Origin of the sequence: Streptomyces subrutilus, assembly GCF_001746425.1 — a bacterium.
GTDB lineage: Bacteria > Actinomycetota > Actinomycetes > Streptomycetales > Streptomycetaceae > Streptomyces > Streptomyces subrutilus_A.
The window spans coordinates 7011533-7023739 of sequence record NZ_MEHK01000001.1 but is presented as its reverse complement, the minus strand read 5'-3'; the positions used below and the strand labels follow the sequence as shown (position 1 = coordinate 7023739).

General features: G+C 69.1%; 14 protein-coding genes and 1 pseudogene. 9 read left to right on the top strand and 6 right to left on the bottom strand.

Annotated features, from left to right (window positions below):
• The first annotated feature begins 1 nt into the window (after position 1).
• On the top strand, positions 2 to 1246 hold the full coding sequence (locus BGK67_RS32120) for an MFS transporter (RefSeq protein WP_432215496.1): 1245 nt from the start codon (positions 2 to 4) through the stop codon (positions 1244 to 1246).
• A gap of 20 nt (positions 1247 to 1266) precedes the next feature.
• Here the strand turns inward: BGK67_RS32120 and BGK67_RS41285 are convergent, their stop codons facing one another.
• Positions 1267 to 1497 (bottom strand): hypothetical protein, encoded by a 231-nt coding sequence (locus BGK67_RS41285; protein WP_079154495.1) that lies wholly within the window; start codon positions 1495 to 1497, stop codon positions 1267 to 1269.
• Between the two features lie 322 nt (positions 1498 to 1819).
• On the opposite strand from BGK67_RS41285, the gene BGK67_RS32110 reads away from it, so the two are divergent.
• From BGK67_RS32110 to BGK67_RS32095, 5 genes and pseudogenes are all read left to right on the top strand, one after another.
• Positions 1820 to 2095 (top strand): isoamylase early set domain-containing protein, encoded by a 276-nt coding sequence (locus BGK67_RS32110; RefSeq protein ID WP_069923347.1) that lies wholly within the window; start codon positions 1820 to 1822, stop codon positions 2093 to 2095.
• Between the two features lie 76 nt (positions 2096 to 2171).
• Positions 2172 to 2588 (top strand): CBS domain-containing protein, encoded by a 417-nt coding sequence (locus BGK67_RS32105; protein ID WP_069923346.1) that lies wholly within the window; start codon positions 2172 to 2174, stop codon positions 2586 to 2588.
• A 109-nt stretch (positions 2589 to 2697) separates the two neighbouring features.
• Positions 2698 to 3037 (top strand): annotated as a pseudogene (locus BGK67_RS40345) (hypothetical protein); the annotation flags it as partial.
• A 238-nt stretch (positions 3038 to 3275) separates the two neighbouring features.
• The gene (locus BGK67_RS32100; RefSeq protein WP_069923345.1) at positions 3276 to 4433 is read left to right on the top strand and encodes a pyridoxal-phosphate dependent enzyme; all 1158 of its coding nucleotides are present in this window, start codon (positions 3276 to 3278) and stop codon (positions 4431 to 4433) included.
• Between the two features lie 23 nt (positions 4434 to 4456).
• A complete protein-coding gene (locus tag BGK67_RS32095; RefSeq protein ID WP_079154494.1) occupies positions 4457 to 5176 on the top strand; it encodes a helix-turn-helix transcriptional regulator in 720 nt (239 codons plus the stop codon).
• Between the two features lie 63 nt (positions 5177 to 5239).
• Here BGK67_RS32095 and BGK67_RS32090 read toward each other — a convergent pair whose 3' ends face one another.
• Complete coding sequence (locus BGK67_RS32090) at positions 5240 to 5821, bottom strand: TetR/AcrR family transcriptional regulator (protein ID WP_069923344.1); 582 nt, start codon at positions 5819 to 5821, stop codon at positions 5240 to 5242.
• Positions 5822 to 5920: 99 nt separating this feature from the next.
• On the opposite strand from BGK67_RS32090, the gene BGK67_RS32085 reads away from it, so the two are divergent.
• Together BGK67_RS32085 and BGK67_RS32080 are read left to right on the top strand one after the other, a co-directional pair.
• A complete protein-coding gene (locus tag BGK67_RS32085) occupies positions 5921 to 6358 on the top strand; it encodes a VOC family protein (protein WP_069924270.1) in 438 nt (145 codons plus the stop codon).
• Between the two features lie 167 nt (positions 6359 to 6525).
• Positions 6526 to 6966, top strand: coding sequence for a pyridoxamine 5'-phosphate oxidase family protein (locus tag BGK67_RS32080; protein WP_069923343.1), 441 nt, complete (start codon positions 6526 to 6528; stop codon positions 6964 to 6966).
• A 574-nt stretch (positions 6967 to 7540) separates the two neighbouring features.
• On the opposite strand, the gene BGK67_RS32070 is transcribed toward BGK67_RS32080, so the two are convergent.
• The 4 genes from BGK67_RS32070 to ctaD all read right to left on the bottom strand — a co-directional run bounded on the left by BGK67_RS32070 (position 7541) and on the right by ctaD (position 11497).
• Positions 7541 to 7783, bottom strand: a complete 243-nt coding sequence (locus BGK67_RS32070; RefSeq protein ID WP_069923341.1) for a hypothetical protein — start codon at positions 7781 to 7783, stop codon at positions 7541 to 7543.
• A gap of 102 nt (positions 7784 to 7885) precedes the next feature.
• A complete protein-coding gene (locus tag BGK67_RS32065; RefSeq protein WP_069923340.1) occupies positions 7886 to 8098 on the bottom strand; it encodes a hypothetical protein in 213 nt (70 codons plus the stop codon).
• Positions 8099 to 9407: 1309 nt separating this feature from the next.
• A complete protein-coding gene (locus BGK67_RS32060) occupies positions 9408 to 9740 on the bottom strand; it encodes a hypothetical protein (RefSeq protein WP_069923339.1) in 333 nt (110 codons plus the stop codon).
• Between the two features lie 17 nt (positions 9741 to 9757).
• Positions 9758 to 11497 (bottom strand): aa3-type cytochrome oxidase subunit I, encoded by a 1740-nt coding sequence (ctaD, locus tag BGK67_RS32055; RefSeq protein ID WP_069923338.1) that lies wholly within the window; start codon positions 11495 to 11497, stop codon positions 9758 to 9760.
• 268 nt (positions 11498 to 11765) lie between these two features.
• Here ctaD and BGK67_RS32050 point away from each other — a divergent pair, with 268 nt between their 5' ends.
• Positions 11766 to 12206 carry an SPW repeat domain-containing protein gene (locus tag BGK67_RS32050; protein ID WP_069923337.1) on the top strand — a complete coding sequence of 147 codons (441 nt, stop codon included), beginning with the start codon at positions 11766 to 11768 and terminating at the stop codon, positions 12204 to 12206.
• Position 12207 lies beyond the last annotated feature (1 nt).

Here is a 12207-nt window from a genome sequence, read left to right as displayed (position 1 = left end):
CGTGCCCGACGCCGCCCAGGCCGGCGTGGCCGCGACCGGAACAGGGGGCCGGTCGCGGCCACGCGCCGTCCTGCCCGCCCTGTGCCTGACCCAGATCACCAGCTGGGGCATCGTCTACTACGCCTTCCCCGTCCTGAATCCCGCCATCACCGCCGACACCGGCTGGAGCACGGGAGCAACCACCGCCGCGTTCTCCGCCGCCCTCGTCGTCTCCGCTATTGCGGGGATCTACGTCGGCCGCGTCCTGGACCACCGCGGGCCCCGTACCGTCATGACCGCGGGCTCCGTCCTGGGCGCTCTGAGCCTGCTGGTGATCGCCGCAGCCCCCAACCTGCGCGTCTTCTTCGCCGGATGGCTCCTCGCCGGAGCGGCGATGGCCGCCATCTTCTACCAGCCCGCCTTCGCCGCCCTCACCCGGTGGTGGGGTCCCGACCACATCCGCGCACTCACCATCGTCACCCTCGCCGGCGGGCTCGCCTCCACCGTCTTCGCACCGCTGACCGCGGTACTCGCCGACCACATGTCCTGGCGAGCCACCTACATGGTGCTCGCCGGCATCCTCGCCGTCCTGACCGTCCCGGCTCACGCCCTCGCCCTGAACGCCCCCTGGCCACCGGCCCCTTCGAGCCGGCCACACGTCACCGGCGGCCACCAGCAGGTCGTCCGGAGCCGGGCGTTCTGGATGCTGGCCGCCACCTTCACCTTCTCCGCGTTCGCGATGTACGCAGTCGTCATCGGCCTCGTCCCCCTCCTGCTCGAACGCGGCTACACCACCGCCCAGGCCGCATGGGCCCTCGGCCTCGGCGGCGCCGGCCAGACCCTCGGCCGCACCCTGTACGCGGCCCTCGCCCGCCACCTGGGCGTCACCGCCCGCACCGTCACCCTGATCGCACTCGCCGGCCTCACCACCGCGGCCCTCGCCACCGCGGCCGGCCCGTACGCCCTACTCATCGCGGTATCCGTCCTCGCCGGGGTGATCCGGGGAAACCTCACCCTCCTCCAAGCGACCGCCGTCACCGACCGCTGGGGCACCACCCACTACGGCCGGCTCTCCGGGCTCCTCGGCGCACCGGCCCACGCCGCGGCCGCCCTCGCCCCGTTCGCCGGCGCGGTCCTGGCCGGACCCCTCGGCGGCTACCCCACACTGTTCGCACTGCTCGCCGCACTGTCGATCACTGCCGCTGTCACAGCCTTCGGGGCGCGCCCTCACAGCCATGAAGGGATCACGCACCGGAACCGGCGATAGCACCACCCCTGTTGCAGCGACTACGGTGAACACGGCTCGAGGCCCGGTCCCCGCGGGGCAGGACGGTGAGCGGCTCGCGGGAGCGGCCGCCGGGGCAGCAGTTCGCCGTCCATCTGGTCGAGGTAGCCCTCCGGGTTGACGGCGGCGGCGATCCGCCGGTCCTCGTGGAGCGCCTGCGCAGCCGCGGTGCCGCCCGCAGAGTGCCCGTAGACCCCGACCCGGTCCAGGCGGAGGGTATGGACACCCCACACGAGGAGCTGTTGTCGGGGCGCTGACGGAGCAGATTGCTGCGAAGCCTGCCGCGCGCGGCCGACCCACTCGCGGAACTGGCCCCGACCAGGCAGGCTCCCGGCTTCCTCGACGTCCTCGGCGACACGCTGGGCGAAGGCGTCTCACAGATCAGGGCCGTCCGCCCGGCCAACCTGCGAAGCAGCGCGCGTCGGCGTGTGCGCCGGTAGCGGGGCTGCCGGGCGGGTGAAGGAAGTCGCTCGCCCGGCCCCGTCCAGCAGCGCCGGACCATCCGCGGCAGCAGGATGACCCGTACACCCCCGCACGGTTTCAGGAGAGTCCCTCGTGCTCGAACGCAAGCAGCTCAAGGACCGCGCCCAGGTCACCTTCGTCCTGCCCGCCGATGCCCCGCCCGGTCCCGTCAGTGTGGTGGGCGACTTCAACTCCTGGCAGCCCGGCACCCACCCTCTCGAACCACGACCCGACGGCATGCGCGCCGTCACCATCGCCCTCCCCGCCAAGAGCGTGCACTCCTTCCGCTACCTCGCCGCGGGCGACTACTGGTTCGACGAGGAACAAGCCGACAGCCACGACGGTCTCAACAGCCGCCTCCACACCTGACCGGCAGCCGCCCTCCTCGCCCGCTACGCCCCGAAGCGGGCAGGGAACCCACCACCCCTTCGAAAGGAGCATCCGGATGACGACAGCACGCGAGATCATGACGGAAGACGCCGAGTGCATCGGCGCCGAGGAGACGGTCCTCGAGGCCGCGAAGAAGATGACGCGCATGGGAGTCGGCGCGCTGCCGATCTGCGGCACGGACGACCGGCTCAAGGGCATGCTCACCGACCGCGACATCGTCGTGAAGGTCCTCGGCGCCGGCAAAGACCCCGCCCAGGTCAAGGCCGGCGAACTCGCCCAGGGCGAGGCGGTGACCATCGGCGCCGACGACGACGCACAGGAAATCATGCGCACCATGAGCGAGCACAAGGTACGGCGCCTGCCGGTCATCGACGGTCACCGGCTGGTCGGCATCGTCGCCCAGGCGGATGTCGCCCGCGCGCTGCCCGACCCCCAGGTCGGCGACCTCCTCCAAGCCCTCTCCACCGACTGACCCCGTCCGTCGCTGAGGCTCCCCCCCCCCAGCCGGGGAGCCTCAGCACTCGCATGTCAGCACACAGATCACCAGACAGCCCCTGTGTCTGAGCAGGGAACTCAGTCGGCACGACCTCGTCATGGTCGTGTCCGGCGCCGGCCATGGCCTCTTCGACGCGGTCACTCGCGAGAGGGTCGCCCGCGACCGGGACCCAGACCCTGACACCAGCACTCCGGACGCGTCGCCGGAGTCGCCTGCCCCGGACCGGGCCCCATCGAGGGCAGGCGGGTGCGTATCGCGGGACTCTTCGGCGGCGGCCTGCACAGTCCCACGCCAGACGGCTGGCCCCCGGACGTCGTCAGCCCCGAGCGGCCCCACGAACGCGTCATCCTCTCGGCCGACGGCGGGTCCGCAAAGGCCCGGCGGTAGCGACGTGGTGGCACATCTTCCACTCCCAGTACGCAGAACCAGGGCCGCGACCTCAGGCGTCGATCGCAAGCCGTTACTGCCCATCCGGAAGTTACAAGGGGAGTTGGACACTCTGTTCAGCTTTAGAGAATATGTCTAAAGTTGCAGTGCCACGTCGCCTGCGGTGCGGTCGGCCATCTCGTGCGTCCAGGGAAGCCAACCCGGCCGTCGGGGTCACGTTCCTACTCGCATCGGCAGATGATCCTGCCCCCCTTACGAGAAGAGGCTGGATAGGCCATGACTGCCGAACAGTGCGCAGCCCGTCCCGTACCCGACCTGTACGACCGATCCGGGAACCGCTACCCCCTGGACGACCCCCGCTGGCGAGGCGAGGACGGCAGCCCTCTCACCGTCAGCTCGCTGCCAGGCCTGCGTCCTGACCAGATCGACACGAATGAACGATCCATCTGGCGCTACCACGCGGCGCTGCCCGTCTCGACCGCCCACCGGGTGAGCTTGGGAGAAGGATGGACGCCGATGATTCCCCTCGAATGGGGCGGCCGGCGCGTCCACTTCAAGCTGGAGTGGTTCAACCCGACCTCCAGCTTCAAGGACCGCGGCGTGTCGGTCATGGTGTCCCACCTCGCAGCACACGGTGCCGTCCGGGTGCTCGAGGACAGCTCGGGGAACGGTGGTTCCGCGGTCGCCGCCTACGCCGCCGCGGCCGGCATCCGCGCCAAGATCATCGTCCCTGCCACCACCTCAGCAGCCAAGATCCTCCAGGCTCGCGCCTACGGAGCCGAGATCGAACTCGTGAACGGCACCCGCGAGCAGGTCTCGGACGAGGCGATTCGACAGTCGGCGCAGATTCCCTACGCCAGCCACAATTGGCACCCCATGTTCATCCAGGGCACGAAGACCATCGCCTACGAGATGTGGGAGTCGTTCGGCTTCACGGCGCCCGACAACGTCGTCCTGGTGGCCGGAGCAGGCAGCAACATCATCGGTTGCGACATCGCGTTCGGCGAGCTGCTCGATGCCGGTCAGATCGGCAAGCGTCCGCGTCTGTTCGTCGGACAGCCCGAGCTCTGGGCGACCATCGCCGACACGTACAACGGTATCGACCCGGCCGGCCGCGGCGAGCGGGTACCGACGATCGCTGAAGGTGCGTCCATCGCCAACCCGGTCCGACTGCAAGAGGCGGTGGAGGCCATCAGCCGCTCCAACGGCGCCGCATACGCCGTCCCCGAGGCGGAGATCCACACCGCGGTCCGCGCGCTCGCCGCGCGAGGCTTGTACGCCGAGCCGACGAGCTGTGTCGCCGCGGCAACCCTCGATCACTTCATCGCGACCGGAGACATCGCGCCGAACCAGACGACCGTGGTCGTGCTTACCGGCGCCGGGCTGAAATCCGCCGAGAAGTTGGCTTCGGTGTTCGACGGGCCCTCCAACTGACCTCCGGAAGAGAGAAGAGCCTGATGGCACCCCCTTCGCAGCCCCCACATCGGGGGCATACGACCGACGCCGACAGTCTGGACCCGTCAGCCGACGCCCCTCGTGACCGATCCGATGACGCACTCCCCGACGAGCACCTCCTGCGGGAAGCAGAACGAATCGCGGTCGCCGTCGGGCGCATGTTCCCGGGGTTGTGCGAAGTTGTCCTGCACGACCTGCGTCGGCCTCGCAGCGCCATCCGCGTCATCGAGAACAACCTGTCCGGGCGACAAGTCGGCGATTCCGCCACCGAGCTCGGGCTGCGCCGCATCGCAGACCCCGACTACCCCAGCGTCATCCAGAACTACGGCAATCAGTTCCCCGACGGACGCCCGGCCAAGAGCACCTCCATCGGGATCAAGAATGCCGAAGGGCGTTACGTGGCGGCACTGTGCCTGAACCTCGACGTCAGCATGCTGTCCCCGCTGACGATGACCCTGGCGAACCTCGTCGCCACGGACATCGACCATCGAGACGAGACCCTCGAAACGCTGCGCGACCGCACCGAACGCGAACTCCGGACGGTCATCGACTCCTTCGCGGCACAGCGCTCCAGCACCCCGCGCAGCCTCAACCGCGGCCAAAAGCGGGAACTGGTCCAGCAGCTGCATCGCGAAGGCTTCTTCGAGACCCGCAGTTCGGCACAGCACATCGCGGACCAACTCGGCATCTCCCGAGCGACTGTCTACAACTACACCAAGTAGCTCTGCCTGGAACCGAGTCTGTCGGGCCCCAGGAGGAAGGAGCACCGACTGTCCGACCAGCGGTTAGGCCGTGGCGCGCAGCCCCGTAAGGAGCTGGTCGAGCGCCTGCTCCGCGGCGCGTGGGTCCCCGCCTCGGGCGATCCAGAGCGCGGTCTCGTTCATCGCCCCTGAGAGCAGCCGGGCCAGGGGTTCCACCGGTTGGTCGGCGATGATCCCGGCCGCGGCGAGCGCCGTCAAGGCCTCTGCGAGGTGCCGGGCGGAGGACTCCTCATCCAGGGTCCGCCACTCGTCCCAGCCCAGCACGGTCGGCGCGTCGATCAACAGGATCTGCCGCACCGCCGGGTCGGTTCCGGCGCCCAGGAAGGTCCGACAGCCGGCCCGGAGCTGCTCCCAGAGGTCCTCGTACCGCTCCGCTGCGGCCGAGACCCGTTCGCCCAGTTCCTCTTGGACCTCGCGGACGACGGCCCTGAAGAGCCCCGCTTTGCTGTCGAAGTGGTGGTACGCGGCTCCTTTGGTGACTCCGGCGGCCCGCGCCACCTCGGCCAGCACCACGTGGTGGTATCCGTCGACGGCGAACCGCCGCCGCCCCTCGGCCAGCAACGCCCGCCGCGTGGCCGCCCGCTGCTCCGCCCGGCTCGACGCCATCGTGCGCACCGCCTTCCCATTTCGCGTACCGAAGGTATGCTAACGCCAGGATTCACATACCCCGGGTATGCGAAAATGTGGACTCGGAAGGTCACCACCATGAACGGCGAACTCAGGACCAGGCTCGGCGGCTTCTACCCGGTGCTCGCCACCCGGGACGTGGCGGCCTCGCACGACTTCTACACCCGCCACCTCGGGTTCGAGGTGACCTTCGAGTCGGACTGGTACGTCAGTCTGCGCCGCCCGGACGCCCCGCACTACGAGCTGGCCCTCCTGGACCACACCCACCCGACCGTCCCCGACAGCCACCGGGCAGCACTCCAGGGCGGCCTGCTGCTCAACTTCGAGGTCGACGACGTGGACTCCGAGCACCAGCGGCTCGTGGTGGATGCCGGCCTGCCCGAGATACTCACGCTGCGCACAGAGGAGTTCGGCCAGCGCCACTTCATCGTCGCCGCCCCCGACGGGGTGCTGATCGACGTCATCACCGTCGTCCCGCCGAGCAAGGAGTACGCCGCCCAATACACCAGCGTCTGATCATCGCCGCCATGTTGCTGCGCCGCCATGAGCCTGAGGCCACCCGGGGCTGGGGCCTCGGCAGCCCCGGAGCCGCCCGCCAGCACGCCGACTGTCGCCCACGCCGCGGATGTCCGACCCCAGCACTGCCACCTCACCCCACCCCGGCCACCGAGAGGCTTGCCCCGATGAGCGAGAACACCGCCACCGAGACCACCAGCGGCACCACCAGGAACGACGGCCCAGCCCCCCGGGCTCTCACCGACCAAGAGCTCTCCGAGCTGTTGCGGCAACAGCAGTTCGGCGTACTGGCGAGCGTCAGGAGCACCGGCCACCCACACCTGTCGACCGTCCTCTACGAGTGGAGTGCCGAAGAGCGCGTACTGCGCGTCTCCTCCACCGCCGACCGGCTCAAGGTCCGCCAACTGCGCCGCAATCCACGCACCTCACTGCACGTCAGCGGACCAGACGTGTGGTCCTTCGCCGTAGCAGAGGGCGAAGCGGTCATAGTGGACCCAGCCGACGGAGCGGCTCCCGGAGAGACGCCACTGCCAGACCGGCGCGTAGTAATCCTCATCCGGGTCTCCCGCCTCTACGGGACCGCCCTGGACATCCCGGCTCAGGCCTGACGGACCAGTGCCCCCCGTTCGTGTGCGCGACCGGCAAAGACGTCCTGCAATAGGGCCCACCTGCGGTTTCCTCGTGGCCCCGTTCGGTTGCGGCCACTACGTGTTGCCGAGTCCTCGCGGCCGAGGAGCGCTGCCCGACCCTGCGGAGCCGGCTATCCCCCCGCTCGACCAACACGCCTCACTACGGCCGCAGTTGGCCTTCTCCGGAAGCCCGGTACCGCGCCGGACGTACGAGCCACCGCCAGGGCGGGTGGTGTCGGCGGATCCTCCGGCGCACCGCGCGGCCCTCCTCCCAGCGATGAGCGCAAGCTGGATGAGCGCCTCCGCGTGATCGAGGCGGTCCCTCATCAAGCCGTTCTCGGCCAGCCGCCGGTACGCTTCGGCGATCTCCGTGCGCGCGGCGAACCCTTCGGCGCCTTCCCGTGCCGCCACAGGGAGGAGCAGGGCGACGAGGCGCCGGGTGTAGATCGGTGTTTTGATTCGCGCCATGTACCGGTGGACGGCGGTCTCCAAGGCGTCGCTCGCCTCGCGGGCCTGCTGCGGTCCGTAATCCGTGCGGGGTACGCCGCTCACGTCAGACGGTGGTCGCATGCGGCTGCGCAGTTCGTCGGCCTCGGCGCGGACGACACGTGTCGGCGTCCTGCTCGGCGAGCAGGACCAGTACGCCGAGCGCCCTGGCATGAGCGCGGAACCCGTCCGCCCACCGCCCGGCGGTACCCAGTGCCTGCGCGTGGTCGCAGAGGGCGAGGGCCCACCGTGCCAGTCGGCCGTCGGGGCCGAGCCCGGCCAACCGGCCATCCGGGTCGGTCTCGGCCATAGAGGCAGCCCGTCCACATACACATGAAGGTCGGCGCCGACCACGCCGCAGGCGAACCCTCCCTCTGCGGTGACCTATTGACGTGCCGCGGATCCGGCTCGCTCATGCGGGGGCTTCACCGGCGGCCGGCCGGTGATGGTGCACGTGCACACTGCTGGCGGGTCCGTGGGCGCCGAAAGCGGCGCCGCCGACGTGCGCGGTGATGTGCTGTGACCACCCCTGGGTGGCCGGGGGCACGGAGACTTCCTCAATCAGGGCGCGCAGCGCGTCTGCGGTCTCCGAGCATGCGCGCAGCAGGGCGCCGATCCGGCGCACCCATGGGGCGTACGAGGTCGTCGCGTAGGCCGTCGGTGTCTTCGCTCTCGCCGGCGACCAGTTCCGCGTCGCCGTCCAACTGGGCCAGCAGCGCAGTGGACCGCCGGTCGCCGCGCCGGCGGAAGAGCTCAGCGCGGACCACTCTGCCGCTGCGGCGCCCTCCCGCCCCACGAATGAAGTCCCGCTTCCGCGGCCGCGGCCCTCCGGACAGAGCAAGTGTCGGCGAACCAAGCTGGTCAGCCCCGCGTGCGGGGCTGCGACAGTCTTCTGCCCAATCCCGGCAGTCCCACACCTGGGGCCGGCGTCGACGCGTGCCTCCCGCGTCCACGCAAGGGATTCGGACACGCATCCCTGGTGGCATTCCCTCCCCCGCCCCCCGACGGGTCCCGCATAAACCTCCCGCGTCAGGGAAGACGCCTCGGGCACACGGGGACACGCAGGCTACGTACCGGTGTGAAACCGGCCGGCGAGAGAGGTGGACCATGGCCTCGAAGCGAGGGGACGCAGCCCCGCCAGAAGCCGCCCCCGACGGTGAGGACCGGGCGGCGCCGTGGAGTGACTTCCGAAGAGTCCTCGACCAGATGTTCGGAATGCTGGAAGGTCGCCAGGACGGTGGAGCCGCAGCCCCCGGGATGACTTCCCGCACTGCTCCGCCGGCGGGCGACGGCACGCGGTGAACCCCGCTGTGGCGGCGGTGATGAGCCCAACCCCCGCGGCCCGGGCCAGCCCTCACGAAATGCTTTCCACCCTCGAGGACCTGACCCGGGCGATCCGAAGTTCATACCGACGCTGCTCTCCGTGCATGACGCCGTCCTCGTACACGCCCGCGCCGAGGAACGCTACGAATTCGCGATGCTGCGCCGCACCAGCTCCCCGGCCCGGCTCATGGCCATGGTCAAGGCCGTCCGTGCCGCGGAGAAGCCGGCGCCGACCCACCCGCACCCGGGGGTTGAAAGCGGCTCGGCCAACTTGGCGGGTGGGCCCCGTGGCCGCCCTCATCGACCGGACCCGGGACGCCATCCGCGAGGCCATGGACAAGGACAAGGACAAGGACGCCTGAGGCCTGCCGTCTCGCGTCGGCGGCGGAGCCTGCGATGCCCTTACCCGTGCTTGGGGAGGCAGGGGGAAAGGGGGCGGCCTGAAGAGGGCCTCCCCCGTTTCTGCCCCGGATGTTTGGAGGTGCTCCTGCTGGTCAGACGCTCGGCAGGAGCCATCACAGCGACACGGCTCTGGCGAAGGCCCGGCCGCGGGCACCCCCTCCACTCCCATCTCCCACGGCCGGGTCACACGCGGGCTTGACGCGCGAGCATCATCGATGGTGCGCAACGATGACGGTGCAGAGTGCGAACACGGCTACGGCCAGACCCACGACGCGTCTGCGCAGGCAGGCGTACCGGTCCGCGTATTCGACTTTCAGTTCCTCGGCCCGCGCGACGGTCGCGGTGAGCATCTCCCTGCGCAGGCGCAGGTGGTGCTGGGCGAACCGGTGGCCGATCTCGTCTTGTTCGCCGGGACCGAGCCAGGTCAGGGCGCGGGCGAAGGCTTCGCCCTGGTTCTCGGCTTCCCGCAGCGCCGCTTGGCTCATCAGGTACCCCTCGATCCGGGCCAACCCGGCTGCCGTCTCCTTCGAATACTCCCTCATCGGCCGACCGCCCTTGCCTACTTGGGCTGAGCTGGGCCCGCTCCGGGCAGAGACCCTCGGGGGCCCGAGGCCCCTTCTTGGTCGATGACGTCGCGTTTGTGGTCGCCCGAGTAGTCGAAGGCGGCGATTTCCGGGTGCTGGAGGTCGAAGGCGGGTGATTCGGAGCGCACCCGGGGCAGGGTCACGAAATTGTGCCGGGGCGGGGGGCAGGAAGTGGCCCACTCCAGCGAGCGGCCGTAACCCCACGGGTCGTCGACCTCGACGCGGGGGGCGAACTTGGCCGTCTTCCAGACGTTGTAGAAGAACGGCAGGGTGGATGCGCCGAGGAGGAACGCCCCGATGGAGGACAGGGTGTTCAGTGCGGTGAATCCGTCGGCGGCGAGGTAGTCGGCGTAGCGGCGGGGCATGCCCTCGGCGCCGAGCCAGTGCTGCACCAGGAACGTCGTGTGGAAGCCGATGAACAGGGTCCAGAAATGGATCTTCCCCAGGCGTTCGTCGAGCATCGTGCCGGTCATCTTCGGCCACCAGAAATAGAACCCGGCGAACATCGCGAAGACGACCGTCCCGAAGACCACGTAGTGGAAGTGCGCCACCACGAAGTACGAGTCGGTGACGTGGAAGTCCATGGGCGGCGAGGCCAGGATGATGCCGGTCAGACCACCGAAGAGGAAGGTGACGAGGAACCCGATCGACCAGAGCATCGGGGTCTCGAACGAAATGGAGCCCTTCCACATCGTGCCGATCCAGTTGAAGAACTTCACACCCGTCGGTACCGCGATCAGGAACGTCATGAAAGAGAAGAACGGCAGCAGAACGGCTCCGGTGGCGAACATGTGGTGCGCCCACACGGTCAGGGAGAGGCCGGCAATCGCGATGGTCGCGCCGACCAGCCCGAGATACCCGAAGATCGGCTTGCGTGAGAAGACCGGGAAGATCTCGGTGACGATCCCGAAGAACGGCAGCGCGATGATGTAGACCTCGGGATGTCCGAAGAACCAGAACAGGTGCTGCCACAGGAGGGCGCCACCGTTCTCCGGGTCGAAGACCTGCGCGTTGAAACGCCGGTCCGCTTCCAGCACCAGCAGCGCGGCGGCCAGGACGGGGAACGCGAACAGCACCAGTACCGAGGTCAGCAGGATGTTCCAGGTGAAGATCGGCATCCGGAACATCGTCATGCCGGGCATCCGCATGCAGATGATCGTCGTGACGAAGTTGACCGAGCCGAGGATCGTGCCGAACCCGGAGAGCGCCAGCCCCATGATCCACATGTCACCGCCCACGTAGGGGGTGCGCTCGCCGCCGCTGAGCGGGGTGTAGGCGGTCCAGCCGAAGTCGGCCGCTCCCTGCGTGGTGAACAGGCTCGCCACCACGATCAACCCGCCGAAGAGGAACAGCCAGAAGGAGAGCATGTTCAACCGGGGAAACGCCACGTCCGGCGCCCCGATCTGCAGCGGCATGATCGCGTTGGCGAAACCGGCGAAGGTCGGTGTGGCGAAGAACAGCAGCATGATCGTGCCGTGCATCGTGAACACCTGGTTGTACTGCTCGTTGGAGATGATCTGGATACCGGGCCGCGCGAGTTCCGCACGCAGCAGCAGCGCCATCACCCCGCCGATGACGAAGAACCCGAACGACGCGATCAGGTACAGGTGACCGATCTTCTTGTGATCCGTGGTCGTCAGCCAGGAGACCACCACACTCCCCCACGAGCGGCCTCGCACCGGGATCGGGGTGACAGGCTCGGTCGAGGTCGCCATGATCGGCTCCTTTGCGTCGGATCGCTCGGTGATCACAGGTAGACGCGCCGGCACCCGCCACGACGAGTGTCACGCGCGGCTAACAGATCTACTACGGAACGTGACGGAGGGCTACATCTGCCGGGGTTCGGCACCCGGTTGGCTCACGCGATGTAACCGGTCTCCCCAGCGACCCAGGGCTCGGTCAGGAGTTTCCTCCGTGTCGGCGGCAGCCCACACCTGCGCGTGAGCATCCAACGACCGGGTAGGCGACGGACAGGAGGATGCCATGGCCATCTACCACTCACACCACACCGCGGTCCCGCCGCCTCAGGCGCACGCCTTTCGGCAGGGCATCCACGACCAGCTTCTCGGGGTCGTCATGTTCGCCGCCTCCGCCGCCCTGTGGATCTTTCCGATGGCGACGCATGACGGGGCGAAGGACGCACAGGTCAACGAAGCGATGATCGGGACCCTCCTGATGGTCGTCGTGGGTCTGCGGCTCTACCGCGGCAGCAGCTGGCGCTCCGATGCCATCGTTGGTCTGGCCGGCCTGTGGATGATCGCTTCACCCTTCGTCCTGGGACTGCAGAACGCCGCCGTTGACAACGGCAGCCGGATTCTCGACATCGCCGTCGGCGCAGTGCTCACGACGGCCGCGCTGATCTCGCTGCTGATCCTGCGCGCCGACCGCCGCGCGGAAGGCTCCGAGGCGGCACGCCGCCCCTGAC